We start from the raw sequence: 20492 nt of genomic DNA, 5'->3' as shown, positions 1-20492 counted from the left end.
TGGGACACGGTGCGCAAGCTGTACGCAGACACGCTGGAAGCCAAGGCGCGCGGCTACGGCCCGGGCCGCTTCAGCTTCAACACCGGCGAAGGCCGCTGCCCGGGTTGTGAAGGCCAGGGCATGCGAACCATCGAGATGAGCTTCCTGCCCGACGTGAAGGTGCCCTGCGAGGTCTGCCACGGCGCGCGCTTCAACCCCGAGACCCTGGCCGTGACCTGGAAGGGCAAGAGCATCGGCGACGTGCTGCAGATGGAGGTGGACGAAGCGGTCGACTTCTTCGCCGCCATGCCCAGCATCGGCCACCCGCTGCAGTTGCTGAAAGACGTGGGCCTGGGTTACCTCACGCTGGGCCAGCCCAGTCCCACGCTCAGTGGTGGCGAGGCGCAGCGCATCAAGCTCGTGACCGAGCTCAGCAAGGTGCGCGACGACATCACCCGCCGCGGCCAGAAGCCGCCGCACACGTTGTACGTGCTGGACGAACCCACGGTGGGCCTGCACATGGCCGACGTGGAAAAACTCATCCGCGTGCTGCACCGCCTGGTCGACGGCGGCCACAGCGTGGTGGTGATCGAGCACGACCTGGACGTGATGGCCGAAGCCGACTGGATCATCGACCTCGGCCCCGAGGGCGGTGGTGGCGGCGGCCTCATCGTGGCCGCTGCGCCGCCCGACGAGGTGGTGCGGCTGGACACGCACACCGGGCGTGTGCTGGGGCCGGTGCTGGCGCGCTGATCAGGGGCGCCCGGCGCCGGGCACGCCGACCTGGGTGGTCCACACGGACGCTTCGCGCGCCTGTTGGCGGGCGTGTTCGTTGAAGTCGGGCGCCACACAGATGAACAGCGTGCGTCCGTCCGGACCACCGAGCGTGCAGGCGAACGCGCCGAGGGCGCCGGTGGAGATGCTGTCCAGGATCTCGCCGCCGGCCGCCATGCGCACCACCCGGTTGCCGATGGCGTCGGCAAACCAGACGGCACCCTCGGCGTCCAGCGTGGCGCCGTCGGGCGCGGCCTTGAGGCTGCCCAGCACGGAGCCGATGTCGATCAGCGCCGGCACAGGACCGAACGAGGCCCAGTCCCGGCGCGGACCCAGCGCGCCGTCGGCTTGCAGGTCGAAGGCCGAGATGCGGTTGCCCATGGTCTCGCCCACGATCAGGGTCTTTCCGTCGGGCGTGATCATGCTGCCGTTGGGAAAGTACAGATCGCTTGCCACGGCGTGCACCGAGCCATCGGGATCCACCCGTGCCAGCGTGGCCGCCTGCGGCGTGCCACCACCCATGAGGTCGAAGCCGAAGTTGCCCACAAAGGCACGGCCTTGGGCATCGACCACCATGTCGTTGGCGTGGCCACCGGCCACCGAGGACAGGTCGGCGTGGGTGACGAGCTTGCCGTCGGTTTCCCGGCGCAGGATCTTCCGTTCGCGCATGGACACCACCAGCAGGCGCCCGTCGGGCAGCCAGCCCATGCCCGACGGCTGTCCGGGCACCTCGGCGACCACCTCCACCCGGCCCTGCAAGTCCACGCGCAGGACCTGGTGCGTGTAGAAGTCCGACAGCCAGAGGCGGTCGTCGTGCCAGCGCGGGCTCTCCAGGAAGGTGTAGCCCGAAACAAGAACCGAGAAACGCGGATCGATGGCCATGCTGTCTCCTGTGTGTTGTTGAGCAATGACCATAGACCCGTGCGGCAGGACCACGCAAGCCGCGACCTTCGAGAGGTGACGCCTGCGTTACTCTCCAGCCGTGCCGCACCAGATCATTCACATCCACCCAGCCGCGCCGGCCCAGCCTGCGCTGGGCGCGCCGTGCAACGGCTGTGGTGTGTGTTGCCTGGCCGAGCCTTGCCCGCTGGGGCAGGTGATCTCGCGCAAGCGCACCGGGGCGTGTGACGCGTTGCGTTGGGACGGTGCCTTGTCGATCTACCGGTGTGGCGCGGTCACCGATGCGGCCGAGGTGCTGGGCCCGCGCTGGCGCTGGGCGGCGCCGGTGCTGCAGACGCTGGCGCGCCGCTGGATTGCGGCGGGTGTGGGTTGTGACGCCAGCCTGAAAAGCGAGCGGGCTTGATCAGCGCGTGAAGAGCACGATCACGCCGATGGCCAGCGCGGCGATGACGAACATGAACACACGCGTGCGCACGCGCAGCAGCTCCACCGCCGCCACCAGGCGCGCGTTCTGCTCGGCCAGTTCACCCAGGGTCTGGGTCATCTGCAGCTGCACCTCGGCCTGCTGGTCGATCAGCTGACGGGCTTCAATGAGGCGGTTCTTGAGCTCACCCAGACTGGGCTGTGCATCGGTGGCGAGGTCCAGCGGCCGGGGTGGGGCGGTCGGGCTCGCGGGCGCCTTCTGGCGGTCCATCAGCTTGCGGGCGGCGTTGAGCACCTTGGGCGCGTGTTCGATCACGTCGCCCCAGGGAATCACTTTGAGGGCAAGCAGCCAGGGGAGAGCCATGGGGGTCCTTTCGCAGGGCGGAAAACGCGGAATGCACCCTTGGGAGCAGCTTAACCCGGTGGGGTTCCCGCAGATGGGGACGGTGGCTCGCGTCTCAACAGCCAGCAGCCCAGCCCGGCCACCGACACCAGCAGCAGCGGGAAGCCCAGCGTGGGCGCCCATTGCAGCGCGGCAGCGCCTGCCGCAGGAGCGAGCACACCGCCCAGCGTGTACGAGAGCACCAGCACGGCCGTGCTGTTGACCAGGGTGATGCCGTCTTCACGCGAGCCGATGTCGATCATGGCCAGCGTGTAGAGGCTGCCGCCGGCACCACCCCACAGAAACGCCACCGGCGCAGCCAGCCACGGTGTGCCGGCCACGAAGGGAATGACGAGGGTGGCCAGCAGGGTGATGAGGGCACACACCCGCATGATCTTCAAGCGGGTGTCGCGGGCGCTGCCCCAGCGCTGCGTGGGGTGGTGGGCCAGCCGGTCGGCCAGCAGGCCGACGGGCAGCATCATGAGTGCGCTGCCCAGGCCGCTGGCCGAGACAAGCAGCGCGGCGGCGGTGGCGCCCAGTCCGAGCGCCAGGCCGTAGAGCGGCAGGATGGACGTGAGGCCGCTTTCGAAAAAGCCGCCGACGAAGCCCACGCTCATGATCAGTGGGTGAGCGCGCAGCGCGTGCCACACGCCCGACACACCCACCTGCGCGCTGTGCGCGTCGGCAGCGGCCGGCAGGCGCGGAATCAGCAGGCTCCAGCCCAGGCCGAACACCGTGAGCGCCAGTGCCAGCCACAGCGCAGTGTCGCTCTGTGCACCGAACCAGGCCAGTACCAGCGGGCCCAGCACGAAGGTGGTGCCGACCATGGTTTCGAAAATGCCGACGTTGCGTCCGCGCTGATGTGCCGGGGAGAACTCGGCCACGATGGCCTCGGCCAGCACCCAGCGCAGCCCGGCGGCCATGCCTTCGATGAGGATGCAGACGAACCACAGCACCAGCGAGTTGCTGAACAGGAAGCCGGTGATGGCGATCACCGGCACGAAGGCCGCGAGCCAGAGCGAGGGCCGGCGGCCCAGCCGCTGCGTGATGGCCGAGGCGAAGGGCGTCATGGCGAACACGCCGAGCCAGCCGGTGGCCACGAAGATGCCGGCCAGCGCGGTGGACACGCCGTCGCCCTTCAGCCGCAACAGCAGCAGCGGCATGAGCATGAAGTAGCCCACCAGCTGGAAGAAGGTGGAGCCGAAGATGGCCATCAGACCGAGCCGGGCCTGCACGGGCACGAGCGCGGGTGGCGCGGTGCCGGTGATGGCCTGGCTGTGTTGCGGCGGCAGCGGGTGCTCGCTCATGCGGATCTGGCCGACAGCACCGCGTTGGCGACCTCGGCGAAACCCGCGCCGCGCTCGCCCTGAGCCACAAAGCGCGGGTGGTGGCTGAGCGCGGCCCAGAAGCGCGCCACGTTGGCCACGCCCACGCTGTGCGGGAAATGGCCGAACATGCGCGCGTCGTTGGTGGAGTCGCCCACATAGACCCAGCGGTCGAGCTCAACGTCGAGGTCGCGTCCCAGGCGCGTGCGCACGATCCAGCGCGCGCCGGCCAGCTTGTCGTGATCGCCGATCCAGCCGTTGATGTGGATCGAGCTCACGGTGGCGTTGAGGCCTTCGCCGCGCATGAGCGCCACCACCTGCGCGATCTCCGTTTCGCTCAAGTGCGCGAACTCGCTGTGATCGATCGCGATGTCGGTCTCGCGCCCGGGGCTGTCGGTGGCCAGGCGGGTTTGGGGCAGTTCGCGCAGCACGCGTTGAGCCGTGGTCTGCAGATGTGCGAAGTGGGTGGCGCGGGTGGGAGCGTCCTGCAGGTAGTCCCGGCACAACTGGCCGTCGTCACCGCGCCACAGCGCCACGGCACCGTTCTCCGCCACGATGGCGTCCAGCGGCCAGGCCAGGGCAAAGGCCTCGCTCCAGCCGGCCGGTCTGCCGGTGATGGCCAGCACCGGCAGGCCGGCGGCGCGCAGGCGGTGCAGGGCGTCCAGCGCGTCGGGCGTGATGGCGCCGTCGGTCGTCAAGGTGTCGTCGATGTCGGTCAGCACGCCGTGGATGCGCGCGCGCGACCCGGTGGGCCACAGGGCGAGCGGTGAGGGTGCTGGGAGGGTCGGCATGGGGCCGGCAGTGTCGCACAGGCGTGCGGGAAGTCCGGGATCGAGACCCCACAAACACACACCCGGGGGCATGCTGGGCTAAAATCCGGCATCCGAGGAGCGTTGCAGCGTCCCCACTGACCAAGTCAGCAGCGGGGCGTGAGGCTCGGACCATCCATGCAACGACGCTCATCCACATCCCGTGCGATGAGCTTTTTTTCGCCCGCCGATGTGGTTCATCCATCCTTACCGGAGCGAACCATGAATGCACGTCTGAACAACCCCACCTTCACCGATTGCGCGATCGCCGACATTGCCCTGGCCGATTGGGGCCGCAAGGAAGTCAAGATCGCCGAGACCGAAATGCCCGGCCTGATGGCCATCCGCGAAGAGTTTGCCAAGGCGCAGCCGCTCAAGGGCGCGCGCATCACCGGCAGCATCCACATGACGATCCAGACCGCCGTGCTGGTCGAGACCCTGCAGGCGCTGGGTGCCAGCGTGCGCTGGGCGTCGTGCAACATCTTCTCCACGCAGGACCACGCCGCCGCCGCTCTGGTGGCCAACGGCACGCCGGTGTTCGCGCACAAGGGCGAGTCGCTCGACGAGTACTGGGACTTCACCCACCGCATCTTTGAATTCGGCGCCGCCGGCACCGAAGGCGAAGGCCCCAACATGATCCTGGACGACGGCGGCGACGCCACCCTGCTCATGCACCTGGGCCAGCGCGCCGAGAAGGACGCCTCCGTCCTGAACAACCCACAGAGCGAAGAAGAGATCTGCCTGTACAACGCCATCAAGGCCAAGCTGGCCGAAGACAAGACCTGGTACACCCGCAAGGCGGCGCAAATCATCGGCGTGACCGAAGAGACCACCACCGGCGTGCTGCGCCTGAACGAGATGTCGGCCAAGGGAACACTGCAGTTCCGCGCCATCAACGTCAACGACAGCGTGACCAAGAGCAAGTTCGACAACCTCTACGGCTGCCGCGAATCGCTGGTCGACTCGATCAAGCGCGCCACCGACGTGATGATCGCTGGCAAGGTCTGCGTGGTCGCCGGTTACGGTGACGTGGGCAAGGGTTCGGCCCAGGCGCTGCGCGCCCTGTCCGCACAAGTGTGGGTGACCGAGATCGACCCCATCAACGCCCTGCAGGCCGCGATGGAAGGCTACAAGGTCGTGACCATGGAATACGCTGCCGACAAGTGCGACATTTTTGTGTCCGCCACCGGCAACAAAAACGTCATCACCTATGACCACATGGCGGCCATGAAAGACCAGGCCATCGTCTGCAACATCGGCCACTTCGACAACGAGATCGACGTTGCTGCCCTGGAAAAATGCACCTGGGAAGAGATCAAGCCACAAGTTGACCACGTGATCTTCCCGGACGGCAAACGCATCATCCTGCTGGCCAAAGGCCGCCTGGTGAACCTCGGCTGCGGCACCGGCCACCCGAGCTTTGTGATGTCGTCGAGCTTCGCCAACCAGACCATTGCGCAGATCGAGCTGTTCACCAAACAGGCCGACTACGAAGTGGGCAAGGTTTATGTGTTGCCAAAACACCTGGACGAAAAAGTCGCGCGTCTGCACCTGAAAAAGGTCGGCGCGATGCTGAGCGAGCTCAGCGACGAGCAGGCTGCTTACATCGGTGTCTCCAAAGCTGGCCCGTACAAGGCCGACACCTACCGCTATTGAGCTGCGCTACTGCGCGGCCGTGATGCGTCGTTGCGGGTCCCGATCGGGCAATCCTCATGCACCTGAAGTGCACTCCGGTTGCCCGACGCCCGCGCCTAGCCTGACGGCCGCTCGCCACGCGCCGGTTATTCCTCTGGAGATTCATGCGCGCTGACTTATTCCTCGTCGAACACGGCCATGCCGCCACCCGCTCCCAGGCCCAGCGCCTGATTGCGGCTGGCGTGCAGTGGCGCGTGGAGGCGGGCGGCGCCTGGAAAAAAGTCGCCAAAAACGGCGACGAAATATCCGAGCTGGCCGAGCTGCAGATTCTGGACACCACCGAGGCGAAATACATCTCGCGCGGCGGACTCAAGCTCGAAGGCGCGCTCAAAAGTACCGGTCTGAAGGTGGCAGGGCTGCGCTGCCTGGACATAGGTCAGTCCACCGGCGGTTTCACCGACTGCCTGTTGCAGCAGGGTGCTGTGCAGGTGGTGGGTGTTGATGTCGGCCATGGCCAGTTGCACCCCAGCCTGCGCGCGGACCCGCGTGTACTGTGTATCGAGGGCGTCAATGCGCGCTCCATGACCGCTATGGATTTGGTAGCTGGTCCCGCTCATTCGGCGGGGGCTGAGGCTGAATTTGATGATGAAAACTTCGACGACGAGGATGCCGAGCCGGTGGAACCGGTAGAGGCCAATTTTGACTTTCTGACCGGTGACCTGTCCTTTATCTCGCTGACGCTGGTGTTGCCGGCGGTGCTGCGCCTGCTCAAGCCCGGTGGCAATGCGCTGATGCTGGTCAAACCGCAGTTTGAATTGCAGCCCGGCCAGATTGGCAAGGGCGGCATTGTGCGCGACGCTGCACATTTTGAGTTTGTCGAACAACGCCTCCGTGATGCCTGTACTGCGCTTGACATGACGGTCAAAGCCTGGCTGCCCTCGCCGATTGAAGGTGGCGACGGCAACCGTGAGTTTTTCATCCACGCCGTCAAGGGCCAAAACAACGCCGGTGAAGACCAGCCCCTGCCGGCGGCACCCCCGCGCAAGGCCGCCAAACGCACGCCGCGCAGCGAGCTGCGTGCCATGCAGGCGGCGCATGAGGACTCTGAAGAAGCACACGCGGGCCAGCACGGCCCGGCGCGCGGCAAACGCCGCGACAAGGAAGCCTGAGCGCTTTCCCCACTGAACAACAAGTGAGACTGGTGATGAATCTTCCAATCAGCTTTGAATTTTTTCCGCCCAAGACACCTGAGGGCGCTGACAAACTGCGTCTGGCGCGCCAGGAGCTGTACCTGCACAAGCCCGAGTTCTGCTCGGTCACCTTTGGCGCGGGCGGCTCCACGCAAGATGGCACCTTCGGCACCGTCGGTGAAATCCTGAAGGAAGGGGTGGACGCGGCCTGCCACTTCTCCTGCGTCGGCGCGACCAAAGCCACGGTGCGCCAGCAGCTGGCGGCTTTGCAGGCCATGGGCGTCAAGCGCCTGGTGGCGCTGCGCGGTGATTTGCCCAGCGGCTACGGCGCGGGCGGCGAGTTTCATTACGCCAGCGACCTGGTGGCTTTCATCCGCGAGTTCACGGGCGATGCCTTCCATATTGAAGTGGCAGCCTACCCCGAGATCCACCCGCAGGCCAAATCAGCCGACGCCGACCTGCAGGCCTTCGCGACCAAGGTCAAGGCCGGCGCCAATTCGGCCATCACCCAGTATTTTTTCAACTCTGACGCCTACTTCCGTTTTGTCGATGACGCGCAGAAGATGGGGCTGGACGTGCCCGTGGTGCCCGGCATCATGCCTATCACCAGCTCGGCGCAACTGATGCGCTTTTCAGATGCTTGCGGCGCAGAGATTCCGCGCTGGATACGCCTGCGGCTACAGGGTTATGGCGACGACATCGCGTCCATCAAAAGTTTCGGGCTCGATGTGATCACCGACCTGTGTGACCAGTTGCAGACGGCTGGTGTGCCGGGTATCCACTTCTACACCATGAACCAGGCGGCTGCGACGACTGAAATTTTGAAGCGGCTGTCGAAGTGAGTGTGATGTTGATCTTTTGCCGACTACATCGCAATTCCTGAGTTTGATTCTTCACAAAGCCGTTCTCCGGGGCTGGTTTACCGCTGGCCTGCTGACACTTCTGTCGGCTTGCACCACCCCGCCGGCCACCCCGCCCACAGCATCGACGCCTGTCCCGGGCGAGCCTGCTGCAGCAGCCCAAGCACCTCCTGGAGCCAACGCTTCGCCGGCCGCGCCGCCAGACGTCTTACCTGCCCCTGCAGTTGCGCCAGATGACACAGCGCTGCTCGCCGGTCAACCAGCCCGCGAGTTCGAGCAGGGCAAAGCCTCCTGGTACGGCCCGCGCTTCAACGGCAGGCGCACGGCCAGCGGCGAGCGTTACAACATGCATGAGCTGACCGCGGCGCACAAGACGCTGCCCTTTGGCACGGTGGTGCGTGTGCGCAGTCTGGTCAATGGCAAAGAAGTCGATGTGCGCATCACCGACCGCGGCCCCTTCAGCCGTGGCCGCGTGATCGACCTGAGCCGCGCCGCTGCCGAGTCAATCGGCATGCTGGGGCTGGGCGTGAAAGACGTGTTGCTGCTGGTGCCGCACTCCACACCAGCGGTGGCCGCGCCGCCCGCACCGGCCCTGAAGCGCCCGCGCATCCTTAGGCCCGCACCTCGCCCCCGCTGACCGGCGGGCGCCTGGGCGCTATTTCACGAGTTGAATAGGCCCCCAGCCCATATCAGGCGGGCGGAAGAAGCTCCTGAATTCATAGCGCTTTACGCCGCCTCAAGCAAAAATTCGACCTTGACAGCTTCGAACGGAAACACAATGCCGCCACCCTCGGCGCGATCAAGAACCCCCGTATTCAGCAGAGTCGTGATGTCGGAGTGAACGGCCTTCACGTCACGATCAACGCGGCGAGCCGCCTCGCGAATGGATACTGGCCCTGCACCGCAAAGTACCTTCAACAGTTCCCAGCGCTTCGCTGTGAGTACTTGCCAAAGCAATTCTGGCGTTGCAAAGCTGATTCGCGCCGACCGCTCCGGCTTACCGGTCTTCCAGGACTGAACAAAATTCGCCATGGATTCCTTGGGCGGGCGAACCTCAAGAATGACTGTTTTCATCGTTCCACCTCTTGATATCTTTCTGAAAATCGGCAACCAATCGCTCTGACGTGCTGAACTTGTACGAGGTCTCGGACGCGCCAAAATGGCGATGGTCACCTTTTCCGACTTCGTTGTCGTAACGCACGACGCACACCGAATCGACAACATAGGCCAGCCGGTACTTGAATTCGTGGGCTGACCCCGCTAGTGGACTTGGCACTCGCCAAAGTACCAACTCAGCGAACGCGTGGGTTGAATAGACGATCCGCGTTCGCGCGATCAAGCTTGCCTTCATGTTGGAGATGATGCCAACACGGACGAGTGTTGTCAACTGCTCCAACGACGGTGACTCCCGTCTACAGGCTAAACATGGATGCGAAAGCTGTAGCCGTGGCGCTCAAAGTCCAGCGAGTCGTAAAACGCATGCGCCTTCTCGCGCATCAGGTTAGACGACAGCGCAAGCTTGTAGCAACCACTCCCAGCCGCCAGCGCCATCGCGTGCCGCATCATGGCTTTGCCTATGCCCTGGCCCTGCACAGCCGGGTCCACCGCCACGTCTTCCACCACCGCCGACGGCGCGCCCAGATGGCCGAGGTTGTCCATGATGAGTAGGGAAAAAGTGCCGACCACTTGTGTGCCCTGTAGCGCGACGTAGAGCTTGTAGTTGGGATAAGTCGCCATGCGCTCCCAGAGGCGCTTTGCGTCCGCCAAGGCAAGAACGTTTCCGTCGTCAATGTCGGGCTGGGCATAGAGGCGCAATACCCCGGGCAGTTCAGCTTCCAGGGCAGGGCGGAAAGTGGGTTGGTGATTCATGCCTCGACTGTTCACAGGCAGTGTGTCGGGGAGATGACAGTCCTGCGATCCCCGGATAAAGGCGCGGCTCCGCTATTCGACACACCCACAACGTAGAGGTGAGGCCGCATTCGCTGGGCTGGGCAGGCTGCGCCACATGTGAACCTTGGACCTGAAGCCTGTAGGCGTGAGTACGGCCATGGGCTCCAGACCGTACGCAGTGAAGCCGAGTGACTCGTAGAGGCTGATCGCGGGCGTGTTCCCTTCAGTCACTTCAAGCTGGACGGCACGTATGTCTCCGCGATCTGTGCAGAACTGGATTGCCGCTTGAAGTAGGGCGCGGGCGGAACCATTGCCTCTCAAGAGCGGCAGGACGTACATGCCGACGACCAGTGCCTTGTGCTTTGTCTTGGGCTTGGCCGAAAACTCCAGCGCGACAGTTCCGACAAGGCTCTCACCTTTGAATTCTCCGAACGCGACCGTCATTCCTTCTGGGTGGGCGATCCGCTTGACCCACCATTCATCACTCTCTTTGGCACGTTCCTCCGGGGTCGACGTGAAAGCATCGGCGGCATTTTCGTAGGCGTGCAGCATCAGCGCTTTGTACGGCGCAGCATCCGAAGCGGTGAGGACTGCGACTGTCACGTTGTATGCGGCCTAACGTAGAGTTAAGCGGCCTGCGCGACTTTTTGCGCAGGTCCGCTTGAACGCCGGGTTAGAAGGCAGTTTGTTCTCCTCAACCATGAGTCCGCTGAGCATGTGATGATGCCGCGCCCTTTCGCTTGTTGCTCCAGGCCCTCAAAGCCCACCCAACAGGCAAAAGGATAGCGGCGATAAGTGTTCCATTCTTGCGAATTTCATCTGGAATCTCATAGGTGTTGGCTAGAAACGCTGCTGCAAATGGGAAGACCCCATACGCTAGGGCCAACAGAAGTTCTCTTCCATACCGCGCACCGCCGTATTCGGGAGTTGACCACAGCCTGGCGACTTGGGAGAAATGCCAGCCAAAGCCGGCGAAGTATGTCGCCATAAGCAAGAGTGCTAGAAATTCAGGGACCGTAAGCATTTGCGTTCTAACGTAATGTATAGAGCAAGACCTGCTCGATAAACTGGCCCGCGCTCGATATTCTGGACCTGCCAAACACGCACAAGTCCTTGTTCTTAAAAGAATATTCCATCTTTACCTCTACTCCCCAGCTAAATAAAAAAGCGCCAAACCCCGCAGCCGCGAGTTTAGGCGTAGCTGGTAGCACCGCGCATCCCCCATTTGGACGGGTGCCTTTTTTCGGCACAACCGCAAATCCCCTTGAACCGCCAATGGCAAAACAAGCAAACCTTGATTCACGTCATTGACTTCCTATAATTTCAGTAATTCCTGAAAACTCAGTAAGTACAGACCATGAACCTCGCTCCCCTGACCCAGCGTTTTGTTTTGCACTTTGGCGAAATGGGCAGCCGCTGGGGCATCAACCGCACCGTCGGCCAGATTTATGCGCTGCTGTATGTCTCGCCGCGTGCGCTCAATGCCGACGAGATCGGTGAGGCGCTGGCTTTTTCGCGCTCCAACGTCAGCATGGGGCTGAAAGAGTTGCAGTCGTGGAACCTGGTGCGGCTACAGCACCTGCCCAACGACAGGCGCGAGTATTTTCAGGCGCCTGAAGACGTGTGGGCGATATTCCGCACGCTGGCTGAAGAGCGGCGCAAGCGTGAGATTGATCCCACGCTGTCAATGCTGCGCGACGCGCTGATGGAGCAGCCGTCCACCGGCGACGACATCCACGCCCAGGCGCGCATGAAACAGATGCATGACCTGATTGAGCTCATGACCGGCTGGCTGGCCGATGTGCAAAAAATGGATTCAGCCACGCTGATCAAACTCATGAAGATGGGTGCCAAGGTGCAAAAGCTGCTGGAGCTGACTGACAAGGTAAGCAGCACGGTCAAGGCCGGGCTGACAGGCCGCGCCGCCGCACCCAAGCTGGCAGCCCCCCTGGCCAATATTCCTGAAGAAAACAACCGGAGTTGATGATGGACGGTCTAGACGCATTCCTGCTGGCGCGCATCCAGTTTGCCGCCAACATTACCTTTCACATTCTCTTTCCAACCATCAGCATTTCACTGGGCTGGGTGTTGCTGTTTTTCAAGCTGCGTTTTGTTAAAACCGGCCAGCAGCACTGGATGGACGCTTACCAGTTCTGGGTGAAAATTTTTGCGCTGACTTTTGCGCTCGGCGTGGTCAGCGGCATCACCATGAGTTTTCAGTTTGGCACCAACTGGCCGGGCTACATGGAAAAAGTCGGCAACATCGCCGGCCCGCTGCTGGCCTATGAGGTGCTGACAGCGTTCTTTCTGGAAGCGACCATGCTGGGCGTGATGCTGTTTGCACGCGAGCGTGTCAGTGAGCGCATGCACACCACCGCCACGCTGCTGGTGGCCGGTGGCACCACGCTGTCGGCCTTCTGGATTCTGGCGCTCAACTCCTGGATGCACACACCGGCAGGCTTCGAGATGATCAACGGGCAGGCGCATGTGACGAGCTGGCTGGAGGTCATTTTCAACCCGTCTTTTCCCTACCGCTTCACCCACATGATGCTGGCCTCGGGCCTGACGGTGGCTTTTCTGGTGGCGGGTATATCGGCCTACCGCTGGCTGCGTGATGACCGCGGCGCCGAAGTGATGGCCAGCCTGAAGACCGGTATCTACCTGGCCGCGATTCTGATCCCGCTGCAGATCATCGCGGGCGATTTGCACGGCCTGAACACGCTGGAGCACCAGCCCGCCAAGCTGGCCGCCATGGAGGGCATCTGGAAAACCGAAAAAGGGGCACCGGCCATCCTGTTTGCATTGCCCGATGAAAAGGCGAAGGAAAACCGCTATGAAATTGCGATTCCGAAACTGGCAGCGCTCTACCTCACGCATTCACTCGACGGCGTAGTGAAGGGCCTGGACCAGTTTGAAGGCAAACACCCGCCCGTGGCGCCAGTGTTCTGGGCGTTTCGCATCATGGTCGGCATGGGGCTGTTGATGTTGGCGGTCAGCTGGGCCAGTGCGTGGCAGCTGGCACCCTGGAAAAAGGGCACGGACCGCACGCTGCGGCCCTGGCATGCCAAGTTGCTGGTGGCCATGACCTTTGCCGGTTGGGTCGCGCTGATCGCCGGTTGGTATGTCACCGAGATTGGTCGCCAGCCCTGGCTGGTGACCGGTGTGTTGACCTCGGCTGAGGCTGCCTCGCAGGTGCCGGCCCCACGTATTGCGCTGACGCTGGCCCTGTACCTCGCGCTGTATGCAGCGTTGATCGTTGCCTATATCTCGGTGGTGTTTTACCTGGCGCGGCACAAGAAACACGCCGACCAGCCCTTTGGCGACGACAACACAGCGGGCGACACCGAGAAGCAACTCAACGTCGTCAACTACCCGGAAAAAGAAGGAGGCGCCCGTGCTTGACCTTGCCCCAGACCTGACACAGGCCGCCGGCTGGATGCCGATTGTTTTTCTGGTGGTGATGGGCCTGGCGATGCTGGCCTATGTGATTCTTGACGGTTATGACCTGGGCGTGGGTGTGCTGATGCGCCGCGCCAGCGACGACGACAAGGACAGCATGATTGCCAGCATTGGCCCCTTCTGGGACGCCAACGAGACCTGGCTGGTGCTGGGTGTGGGCATCATGCTGACGGTGTTTCCGATGGCGCACGGCGTGATTCTGGGCGCGCTCTACCTGCCGGTGGCCTTCATGCTGATCGGCCTGACGCTGCGCGGTGTGGCCTTTGACTTCCGCGTCAAGGCGCGCGCCGCGCACAAGCCGCTGTGGAACCGCCTGTTCTACAGCGGCTCTCTGCTGGCGAGCTGGTCGCAGGGCTACATGCTGGGTTCGCTGATCACCGGCTTTGACTCCAGCTGGTGGATCATGGTGTTCAACGCAATGATCGGGCTGGCGCTGGTGGCGGCTTATTGCCTGCTGGGTGCCGGCTGGCTGATCATCAAGTCCGAAGGCGCGCTGCAACTGCAGGCGGTACGCTGGGCGCGCGGCAGCCTGTGGTTCACCATGGCGGGCGTGGCGGCTATCTCGCTGGCCACCCCACTGGTCAGTCCCCTCATTTTTGCCAAGTGGTTTTCGTTTCCCAACATCGTGTTGTTGATCCCGATTCCGGCGGCGACGGCGGTGCTGTTCGCAGTGATCTTCCGCAGCCTGCAGCGCCTGCCGGTGCGTCTGGCCGAGGGCAATGAATACGGCGCCTGGGTACCGTTTGGTGCCACGGTTGGTGTGTTTTTGCTGGCCTTTTACGGGCTGGCCTACAGCCTGTTTCCGTGGCTGGTGATTGACCGCATCACCATCTGGCAGGCCGCCACCGCGCCCGCAGCCATGGGCGTGATTCTGGTGGGTGCAGCGGTGGTGCTGCCCATGATCATTGGCTACACGGTGTTTGCCTACCGCGTGTTCTGGGGAAAAAGTGCGGCGCTGAAGTATTAGCCTAGCGCTCGTCGTAACTGATAGAGACGCTGTCCGTCAGCGGCCTGGCCTGGCAGCTGAGCACAAAGCCTTTTTTGACTTCCCAGTCTTCAAGCGTGAAGTTTTTCTCCATCGCCACCTGGCCTTCAGTCACCTTGGCACGGCAGGTGCAGCAGACGCCGCCCTTGCAGCTGTAGGGCAGATCCAGGCCTGCGGCCAGGGCCACATCCAGCACTTTTTCATGCGCAAACATGCGCAGCGCGTGTGCTTTGCCATCGAGTTGCACTGTCAAATGGATGGGGCCGGGCACTGCGCTTTTTAGAGAGCCATTTTGGCCGTTAGCCCTTATCCCAACTGCGTAAACAGCTCCTGATTTAATAGCATCTGGGGTTGGCGGCCCGCTCAAAAACCGTTCTGCGTGGATATGCGCCCTGGGCACACCGGCGGCCAACAGGGCCTTTTCACAACCCTCAATCATGGCTTCAGGGCCGCAGATGAAGGTTTCGTCAATGCCGGCGGCTGGAATCAGGCTGCCAAGCAACTCGCTGACTTTCGCGGCGTCAAGCCGGCCGTTAAAAAGTGCGACATCCTGTGCCTGGCGCGACAGCAAATGAATCAGGCTCAGGCGCGCCGGGTAGCGGTCTTTCAGGTCTTGCAGGGCTTCGTTGAACAGGATGGAGCTGCTGCGCTGGTTGCAATACACCAAGGTGAAGCGGGAGTCTGGCTCGCCGGCCAGTGTGCTGGCGATGATGGACAACAGCGGTGTGATGCCCGAGCCCGCTGCCCAGCCCACGCGGTGCACGGCCCCGTTCAGTCGCGGCGTGAAACGGCCATCGGGCGGCATCACGTCCAGCGTGTCGCCAGCCTGCAGGCGGGTGGCCCAGTTGGAAAAAACACCGCCTGCAACCGGTTTGATGCCGACTTCGATCTCTTGCGCGGCTGCCAGGTGCTGGGTGCTGCTGCAGATGGAATAACTGCGGCGCACGGATTCGCCGCCTATCTGCGCCTTGAGTGTGAGGAACTGGCCCGGCGTGAACGCGTAGAGCGATCGCAGGTCGGGCGGAATGGCGAAGCTGATGGCGACGGCACCGGCGGCTTCCGGTGTGACGCGGGTGATGCGCAACGGGTGAAAGTGGGGAACGGACATGGACGCTTTATTCAATAGGGTTTGAAGTAATCGAATGGCTCCAGACAGTCCAGACACTTGTACAAGGCCTTGCAGGCGGTCGAGCCAAAGTGCGAGGTCTCGGTGGTGTTGACTGAGCCGCACTGCGGGCAGGCGACCGCATCAGGCGCGGACTTGCGGGCGGCAAAGCGGATCACTTTGTCGCTGTCGGGCGTGGTGGTGTGCGGCGGCGCAATGCCGTAGCTGCGCAGCTTTTCCTTCGTCGCTGCGCTGATCCAGTCGGTGGTCCAGGCCGGTGCCAGCTGGGTGGTGATGCGCGCGCTGATTTGCAGCTGCGTCAGCGCCGCGCGGATGTCGTCTTCAATTTGCCCCATGGCCGGGCAGCCGCTGTAGGTGGGCGTGACGATGATTTCCACACCGTCGCTGGTGTGGCGCACATCGCGCAAAATACCCAGCTCGCGGATGGACACCACCGGAATCTCCGGGTCGGGCACGGCATCGAGCGCGTCCCATACCGCTTGCAGGGTGTTCAAGGCTTCACCATTGCGCTTTGGGGTGCGCGCGCGCCAGGCTTTGCATCTCGGCCAGCAGTGGCGCCAGGTGCTCGCTGTGCTGGCCGTTTTTGCCCTGTGCCGGTTTGGCCATGACACGCGGGCGTTGCAGGCCGGCCTCTTCGAAAGCGTCGTTGACCAGTTCGTCCCAGCGGGTCTGCAGGCTTGCCATACCAGCAACGCGCTCTGAAGTTGCTATATTTTTAATAGCTGCTTGCGCCCAGTACTCCTGGGTGTAAGGCATTAAATGGTCTACAGCCCGCTGGCTGCGGGCGTGTGACTCGGCTGTGCCGTCACCCAGCCGCACCAGCCAGTCGCGCGAATGGCGAAAGTGGTAACGCACCTCTTTGAGCGACTTGCCGGCAATCGCTGCCAGTTGCGAGTCTGTCGATGTTTGCAGCGCCTCCCACAGCAGCAGCATCAGTGCGCTGTAGAAAAAATTGCGGGTGATGGTTACCGCGTAGTCGCGCTCAGAGGTGCTGGAGGCATGCGGTAGTTCCAGCAAGGTGTAGTTGCGAAAGGCCGCAGCATCGCGGAAGTAGGCCAGCGAATCTTCCGTCGCGCCACCACCCGCCACCACAGCCGCATGCTGGTACAACATCCGCGCCTGGCCGATCAGGTCCAGACTCATGTTGGCCAGCGCGATGTCTTCTTCCAGCACCGGACCGTTGCCGCACCACTCGGCATTGCGCTGGCCCAGCACCAGCGCGTTATCGGCCAGGTGCAGCAGGTAGTCCAGCGGGGCGCTGACGGGTGTTGCCAGTACAGCCATCACATGTGACCCACTTCATCAGGAATTTCGTAGAAGGTTGGGTGCCGGTAGATCTTGTCGGCCATGGGCTCAAAAAATGCGGGTTTGTCGTCCGGCTCACTTGCCGTGATGCTGTTGGACGGCACGACCCAGATGCTCACACCTTCCTGGCGCCGGGTGTAGACATCACGCGCCATTTGCAGCGCCTGCTGCGCATCGGTGGCGTGCAGGCTGCCGCAGTGTTTGTGTTCCAGGCCCTGTTTGGACCTGACAAAAACCTCCCACAGTGGCCACTCATTTTGCGGGGTGCTCATGCAGCCTCCTTCAACTGGCGTGCGCGTTGTTTGGCTGCATGCGCCTGCGCCGCATCACGCACCCACTGGCCGTCCTCATGCGCTGCCACGCGGTTGGCCAGGCGCTCTTTGTTGCAGGGGCCGTTGCCATTGACCACGGCCCAGAAATCGTCCCAGTCAATCGCGCCGTAGTCGTGCTGCTGCCGCGCTTCGTTCCATTTCAGATCGGGGTCGGGCAGCGTCACGCCCAGCACCGCAGCCTGCGGCACGGTGGCATCAACAAACTTCTGGCGCAGGTCGTCGTTGGAAATGCGTTTGATGCCCCAGCGCATGCCCTGCGCGCCGTTGGTGCTGTCGGCATCGGGCGGGCCAAACATGGCCAGCACCGGCCACCACCAGCGGTTCACTGCGTCCTGCACCATGGCGCGTTGGTCGGGTGTGCCCTGCATTTGCACCATCAGGCTTTCAAAGCCCTGGCGCTGGTGAAAACTTTCTTCCTTGCAGATGCGGATCATGGCGCGTGCATAGGGCCCGTAGGAGCAGCGGCAGATCGGTACCTGGTTCATGATGGCCGCGCCATCAACCAGCCAGCCGATGACGCCGACATCGGCCCACTGCAAGGTGGGGTAGTTGAAGATTGAGCTGTATTTGGCCTTGCCGGTGTGCAGCGCGTCGAGCAGCGTGTCGCGGCCTACGCCCAGGGTTTCGGCGGCTGAGTACAGGTAGAGGCCGTGGCCACCTTCGTCCTGCACCTTGGCCAGCAAAATCGCCTTGCGCTTGAGCGAAGGCGCGCGCGAGATCCATTGGCCTTCGGGTTGCATACCGATGATTTCGCTGTGGGCGTGCTGGCTGATCTGTCGTACCAAAGTGCGGCGGTAGGCCTCGGGCATCCAGTCCTGCGGCTCGATCTTCTGATCGGCATCTATTTTTTCGTCAAAACGGGTCTGCTGCGCATCCGGCGCCGCAGCAACCGAGGCGAGGGTCGGCGCCGAAGTATCGGGAACGTCCAGCGATTGTGTGTACATGTCTTGTCTCCTCTGCCAAAGGGGCTTGAAGGCGCCACTTGTGACGCCGCCAAATGGCAGTATAGCAATTAACCGACCGATCGGTCGGTTAATTGAAGCAGCCCGGAGGAGGGGCTTTCAGGAGTGCCTGGCCAGGTCTGCCAACAGCGCGTTGGCAGTGGGGTAGCGCTGGGCGGCTTCTTTGGCCATCAGCTGGTTCACTAGGTCTTGCAGGTCCGCATGTGCAGCGGGCAGTGGCGGCGTGGCAGCGTGCAGGTGTTTGGCCAGCAGCGACTCCAGCGAGTCGCCGACAAACGGGCGCCGGCCCGCCAGCATCTCGAAAAACATGACCCCCAGGCTGTACAGATCGGACTGCACTGTCACCGCCTTGCCACTGACCTGCTCAGGGCTCATGTAGTAAGGGGTGCCCACCACATCGCCGTGCCGGGTCTGGGTCAGGCCCAGGCTTTCCGCCTGCAGCATGGACTTGGCGATACCGAAATCGGCCAGGGCCACGCTGCCGTCGCTGCGCAGCATGACGTTTTCGGGCTTGATGTCGCGGTGCACAATGCCTTGGCCGTGGATGGCGGCCAGTGCCATGGCCAGTTGCCCGGCCACGGCCAGCGCGCGCTCGCGTGTCATCCCGGAGTCAAGCTCTGCGCGCAGGTCGCCGCGCTCGAAATACTCCATCGCAATGTAGGCGTGGTCGTCGCTGAAACCCTGGTCATGGATGGTGATCACATGCGGGTGTTTGATCTGGCTCAGCAGCGCGTACTCCTGGATAAAACGCACCAGGTGTTCAGACGCCTCTTTGCCACTGGAGTCCAGCACCTTCAGCACAATCGGCAGGCCATCACTTTCGCGTTCGGCCAGGTACACCTCGGTCATGCCGCCCGAGCCGATCTTGCGGGTGATGCGGTAACCTTTCAGGCGCACCGGCTCGGTACCGGCCTCAAACCGCAGGTCTTTCAGCGCGGCCAGCTTGGCTTGCAGCGCGTCTTTCACCGCGCGGGCCGTGATGTCTGAATTGGTCCTGACTGCTGCGCTGACTTCTGCGGCGCGCTCGGTCAGGCTGGCCATGCCGTGGATCTTGTCGTCGAGCTGGGTTTGCAGCCCGGTGATCTCCACCACATCCAGGGTCAGTTGCTTGCCGGGTACAGCGAGCGCGTCGCGCGTCCCGGTTTGAATGCCAGGGCCGGCGCCCGCCAGCACCGCTTCGCTGGTCAGCACTGTCCAGCCGCGCTCGCGCGTGACCGCCTCCAGGCGTGCCGCCAGGCTGACGGTGTCGCCCACCGGCAGCATGTCGTGGCTGTCCGCCGTGCCCATGCGGCACAGGGTAATCGGGCCACAATGCAGGCCGACGCCCACGGCAAAATCAGGCAAGCCGCGCCCCGGAAAACGCTGCACCAGCCAGGCCCGAAACTCATGCGCGGCCAGTGCCATGGCCAGACCCGCGGACACGGCGCGGCGCGAGGCCGACAGCGGCGACTCGCTGAGCGTATCGGCAAACACGGCCATCAGGCCGTCGCCGACAAACTTCAGATGCCGACCGCCGTTTGTCAGCACCGGCTGGCAACTGCGCCCGGAGTATTCGGTCAGCAACTCCGAGACTTCGCCGGCATCGAGTTTCTCGGCCAGTGAGGTGAAGTTGTGGATGGTGGACACCAGCACCGTGGCTTCCAGCACCTGCCGCGCAGCGTCGTCAGCAGGCGCTTCGACCGTGAAAGCATCGTTTTTCTCGCCGCCTATGTGATCGGCAAAAGCGTTGCGCAGGCGCGCCTCCAGCGCTGCCAGTCCGGTCGCGATGCGGGTTTCAACCCGCGCGCTTTTGCGCAGAAGGGCGTTGACAGACTCCAGCAGCTCGTTGCGCGTGAAGGGTTTGGACAGGTAGTCGTCGGCGCCTGTGGTCATGCCGCGCCGCATGCTGGCGCGGTCGTCCAGCGCGGTGAGCAGCAAAAATGGGATGGTTGCCAACGCCGCATCGCCACGCACTGCTGCCAGCAGTGCAAAGCCGTCCATGCCGGGCATGTTCACGTCCGAGATGATCAGGTCCGGCGCACGCCGCCTGGCTTGGGCCAGACCCGCAAGGCCGTCTGCCGCGGAGGCGGTTTCAAAGCCTTCCAGGTTCAAGAGGCGCACGATGTTGCCGCGGATCGCGTCATCGTCTTCAACCACAAGAATCAGGCTCATGGCGG

At 63.2% G+C, this 20492-nt stretch carries 22 protein-coding genes, 1 pseudogene and 1 riboswitch; of the genes and pseudogenes, 9 read left to right on the top strand and 14 right to left on the bottom strand.

Annotated elements, in window-relative coordinates:
• Positions 1–732, top strand: a pseudogene (locus Q8L50_RS14050) (excinuclease ABC subunit A); the annotation flags it as partial.
• Here the strand turns inward: Q8L50_RS14050 and Q8L50_RS14045 are convergent.
• Positions 733–1635 carry an SMP-30/gluconolactonase/LRE family protein gene (locus Q8L50_RS14045; protein ID WP_305349258.1) on the bottom strand — a complete coding sequence of 301 codons (903 nt, stop codon included), beginning with the start codon at positions 1633–1635 and terminating at the stop codon, positions 733–735.
• Positions 1636–1735: 100 nt separating this feature from the next.
• On the opposite strand from Q8L50_RS14045, the gene Q8L50_RS14040 reads away from it, so the two are divergent.
• Positions 1736–2056, top strand: a complete 321-nt coding sequence (locus Q8L50_RS14040) for a hypothetical protein (protein WP_305349257.1) — start codon at positions 1736–1738, stop codon at positions 2054–2056.
• On the opposite strand, the gene Q8L50_RS14035 is transcribed toward Q8L50_RS14040, so the two are convergent.
• The 3 genes from Q8L50_RS14035 to Q8L50_RS14025 form a co-directional block, all read right to left on the bottom strand.
• Positions 2057–2440 carry a hypothetical protein gene (locus Q8L50_RS14035; RefSeq protein ID WP_305349256.1) on the bottom strand — a complete coding sequence of 128 codons (384 nt, stop codon included), beginning with the start codon at positions 2438–2440 and terminating at the stop codon, positions 2057–2059.
• Between the two features lie 50 nt (positions 2441–2490).
• The gene (locus tag Q8L50_RS14030) at positions 2491–3672 is read right to left on the bottom strand and encodes an MFS transporter (protein WP_305349255.1); all 1182 of its coding nucleotides are present in this window, start codon (positions 3670–3672) and stop codon (positions 2491–2493) included.
• An 89-nt stretch (positions 3673–3761) separates the two neighbouring features.
• Positions 3762–4574 (bottom strand): HAD-IIB family hydrolase, encoded by an 813-nt coding sequence (locus Q8L50_RS14025; RefSeq protein WP_305349254.1) that lies wholly within the window; start codon positions 4572–4574, stop codon positions 3762–3764.
• An 89-nt stretch (positions 4575–4663) separates the two neighbouring features.
• A riboswitch (S-adenosyl-L-homocysteine riboswitch) is annotated at positions 4664–4751 on the top strand.
• A gap of 63 nt (positions 4752–4814) precedes the next feature.
• Here Q8L50_RS14025 and ahcY point away from each other — a divergent pair.
• From ahcY to Q8L50_RS14005, 4 genes are all read left to right on the top strand, one after another.
• Positions 4815–6248 (top strand): adenosylhomocysteinase, encoded by a 1434-nt coding sequence (gene ahcY, locus Q8L50_RS14020; protein WP_305349253.1) that lies wholly within the window; start codon positions 4815–4817, stop codon positions 6246–6248.
• A gap of 143 nt (positions 6249–6391) precedes the next feature.
• Complete coding sequence (locus Q8L50_RS14015) at positions 6392–7396, top strand: TlyA family RNA methyltransferase (protein WP_305349252.1); 1005 nt, start codon at positions 6392–6394, stop codon at positions 7394–7396.
• Positions 7397–7431: 35 nt separating this feature from the next.
• On the top strand, positions 7432–8259 hold the full coding sequence (gene metF, locus Q8L50_RS14010; RefSeq protein ID WP_305349251.1) for a methylenetetrahydrofolate reductase [NAD(P)H]: 828 nt from the start codon (positions 7432–7434) through the stop codon (positions 8257–8259).
• 43 nt (positions 8260–8302) lie between these two features.
• Positions 8303–8914 carry a septal ring lytic transglycosylase RlpA family protein gene (locus tag Q8L50_RS14005; RefSeq protein ID WP_305349250.1) on the top strand — a complete coding sequence of 204 codons (612 nt, stop codon included), beginning with the start codon at positions 8303–8305 and terminating at the stop codon, positions 8912–8914.
• Positions 8915–9003: 89 nt separating this feature from the next.
• Here the strand turns inward: Q8L50_RS14005 and Q8L50_RS14000 are convergent, their stop codons facing one another.
• From Q8L50_RS14000 to Q8L50_RS13985, 4 genes are all read right to left on the bottom strand, one after another.
• Positions 9004–9351, bottom strand: coding sequence for a DNA-binding protein (locus Q8L50_RS14000; RefSeq protein WP_305349249.1), 348 nt, complete (start codon positions 9349–9351; stop codon positions 9004–9006).
• Positions 9332–9664, bottom strand: a complete 333-nt coding sequence (locus Q8L50_RS13995) for a DUF6516 family protein (protein ID WP_305349248.1) — start codon at positions 9662–9664, stop codon at positions 9332–9334. Before Q8L50_RS13995 ends, Q8L50_RS14000 begins: the two co-directional genes overlap by 20 nt.
• Positions 9665–9696: 32 nt before the next feature.
• On the bottom strand, positions 9697–10146 hold the full coding sequence (locus tag Q8L50_RS13990) for a GNAT family N-acetyltransferase (protein WP_305349247.1): 450 nt from the start codon (positions 10144–10146) through the stop codon (positions 9697–9699).
• Positions 10147–10218: 72 nt separating this feature from the next.
• A complete protein-coding gene (locus Q8L50_RS13985) occupies positions 10219–10770 on the bottom strand; it encodes a GNAT family N-acetyltransferase (protein ID WP_305349246.1) in 552 nt (183 codons plus the stop codon).
• 754 nt (positions 10771–11524) lie between these two features.
• Here Q8L50_RS13985 and Q8L50_RS13980 point away from each other — a divergent pair.
• Genes Q8L50_RS13980 through Q8L50_RS13970 form a run of 3 tightly spaced genes read left to right on the top strand, consistent with a single transcriptional unit; the run spans position 11525 to position 14593 of the window.
• Positions 11525–12151, top strand: coding sequence for a GbsR/MarR family transcriptional regulator (locus tag Q8L50_RS13980; RefSeq protein ID WP_305349245.1), 627 nt, complete (start codon positions 11525–11527; stop codon positions 12149–12151).
• Positions 12152–12153: 2 nt separating this feature from the next.
• A complete protein-coding gene (locus Q8L50_RS13975; RefSeq protein ID WP_305349244.1) occupies positions 12154–13569 on the top strand; it encodes a cytochrome ubiquinol oxidase subunit I in 1416 nt (471 codons plus the stop codon).
• A complete protein-coding gene (locus Q8L50_RS13970; RefSeq protein WP_305349243.1) occupies positions 13562–14593 on the top strand; it encodes a cytochrome d ubiquinol oxidase subunit II in 1032 nt (343 codons plus the stop codon). The genes Q8L50_RS13975 and Q8L50_RS13970 overlap by 8 nt, the downstream gene beginning before the upstream one ends.
• 1 nt (position 14594) lies before the next feature.
• On the opposite strand, the gene Q8L50_RS13965 is transcribed toward Q8L50_RS13970, so the two are convergent.
• From Q8L50_RS13965 to Q8L50_RS13940, 6 genes are all read right to left on the bottom strand, one after another.
• Positions 14595–15719, bottom strand: a complete 1125-nt coding sequence (locus tag Q8L50_RS13965) for a 2Fe-2S iron-sulfur cluster-binding protein (protein WP_305349242.1) — start codon at positions 15717–15719, stop codon at positions 14595–14597.
• An 11-nt stretch (positions 15720–15730) separates the two neighbouring features.
• Positions 15731–16231, bottom strand: a complete 501-nt coding sequence (gene paaD / locus Q8L50_RS13960) for a 1,2-phenylacetyl-CoA epoxidase subunit PaaD (protein ID WP_305349241.1) — start codon at positions 16229–16231, stop codon at positions 15731–15733.
• A gap of 4 nt (positions 16232–16235) precedes the next feature.
• Positions 16236–17021, bottom strand: a complete 786-nt coding sequence (gene paaC / locus Q8L50_RS13955) for a 1,2-phenylacetyl-CoA epoxidase subunit PaaC (RefSeq protein WP_305349240.1) — start codon at positions 17019–17021, stop codon at positions 16236–16238.
• Positions 17021–17314 carry a 1,2-phenylacetyl-CoA epoxidase subunit PaaB gene (gene paaB, locus Q8L50_RS13950; protein WP_305349239.1) on the bottom strand — a complete coding sequence of 98 codons (294 nt, stop codon included), beginning with the start codon at positions 17312–17314 and terminating at the stop codon, positions 17021–17023. Before paaB ends, paaC begins: the two co-directional genes overlap by 1 nt.
• On the bottom strand, positions 17311–18318 hold the full coding sequence (gene paaA / locus Q8L50_RS13945; protein WP_305349238.1) for a 1,2-phenylacetyl-CoA epoxidase subunit PaaA: 1008 nt from the start codon (positions 18316–18318) through the stop codon (positions 17311–17313). Before paaA ends, paaB begins: the two co-directional genes overlap by 4 nt.
• A 117-nt stretch (positions 18319–18435) precedes the next feature.
• Positions 18436–20487, bottom strand: a complete 2052-nt coding sequence (locus Q8L50_RS13940) for a protein kinase (protein WP_305349237.1) — start codon at positions 20485–20487, stop codon at positions 18436–18438.
• Between the last annotated feature and the right edge of the window lie 5 nt (positions 20488–20492).

It is taken from the genome of Polaromonas sp. (assembly GCF_030680935.1).
GTDB lineage: Bacteria > Pseudomonadota > Gammaproteobacteria > Burkholderiales > Burkholderiaceae_C > Polaromonas.
Note: the sequence above shows the minus strand (reverse complement) of the source record. Positions and strands in the feature narration are given on the sequence as shown.

Bases quoted from the DNA above. Each gene is read 5' to 3' on its own strand.
- Q8L50_RS14045 (WP_305349258.1), bottom strand. From the start codon at position 1,635: ATGGCCATCGATCCGCGTTTCTCGGTTCTTGTTTCGGGCTACACCTTC.
- Q8L50_RS14035 (WP_305349256.1), bottom strand. From the start codon at position 2,440: ATGGCTCTCCCCTGGCTGCTTGCCCTCAAAGTGATTCCCTGGGGCGAC.
- Q8L50_RS14030 (WP_305349255.1), bottom strand. From the start codon at position 3,672: ATGGCCATCTTCGGCTCCACCTTCTTCCAGCTGGTGGGCTACTTCATG.
- Q8L50_RS14025 (WP_305349254.1), bottom strand. From the start codon at position 4,574: ATGCCGACCCTCCCAGCACCCTCACCGCTCGCCCTGTGGCCCACCGGG.
- ahcY (WP_305349253.1), top strand. From the start codon at position 4,815: ATGAATGCACGTCTGAACAACCCCACCTTCACCGATTGCGCGATCGCC.
- Q8L50_RS14015 (WP_305349252.1), top strand. From the start codon at position 6,392: ATGCGCGCTGACTTATTCCTCGTCGAACACGGCCATGCCGCCACCCGC.
- metF (WP_305349251.1), top strand. From the start codon at position 7,432: ATGAATCTTCCAATCAGCTTTGAATTTTTTCCGCCCAAGACACCTGAG.
- Q8L50_RS14000 (WP_305349249.1), bottom strand. From the start codon at position 9,351: ATGAAAACAGTCATTCTTGAGGTTCGCCCGCCCAAGGAATCCATGGCG.
- Q8L50_RS13990 (WP_305349247.1), bottom strand. From the start codon at position 10,146: ATGAATCACCAACCCACTTTCCGCCCTGCCCTGGAAGCTGAACTGCCC.
- Q8L50_RS13980 (WP_305349245.1), top strand. From the start codon at position 11,525: ATGAACCTCGCTCCCCTGACCCAGCGTTTTGTTTTGCACTTTGGCGAA.
- Q8L50_RS13975 (WP_305349244.1), top strand. From the start codon at position 12,154: ATGGACGGTCTAGACGCATTCCTGCTGGCGCGCATCCAGTTTGCCGCC.
- Q8L50_RS13965 (WP_305349242.1), bottom strand. From the start codon at position 15,719: ATGTCCGTTCCCCACTTTCACCCGTTGCGCATCACCCGCGTCACACCG.
- paaC (WP_305349240.1), bottom strand. From the start codon at position 17,021: ATGGCTGTACTGGCAACACCCGTCAGCGCCCCGCTGGACTACCTGCTG.
- paaB (WP_305349239.1), bottom strand. From the start codon at position 17,314: ATGAGCACCCCGCAAAATGAGTGGCCACTGTGGGAGGTTTTTGTCAGG.
- paaA (WP_305349238.1), bottom strand. From the start codon at position 18,318: ATGTACACACAATCGCTGGACGTTCCCGATACTTCGGCGCCGACCCTC.
- Q8L50_RS13940 (WP_305349237.1), bottom strand. From the start codon at position 20,487: ATGAGCCTGATTCTTGTGGTTGAAGACGATGACGCGATCCGCGGCAAC.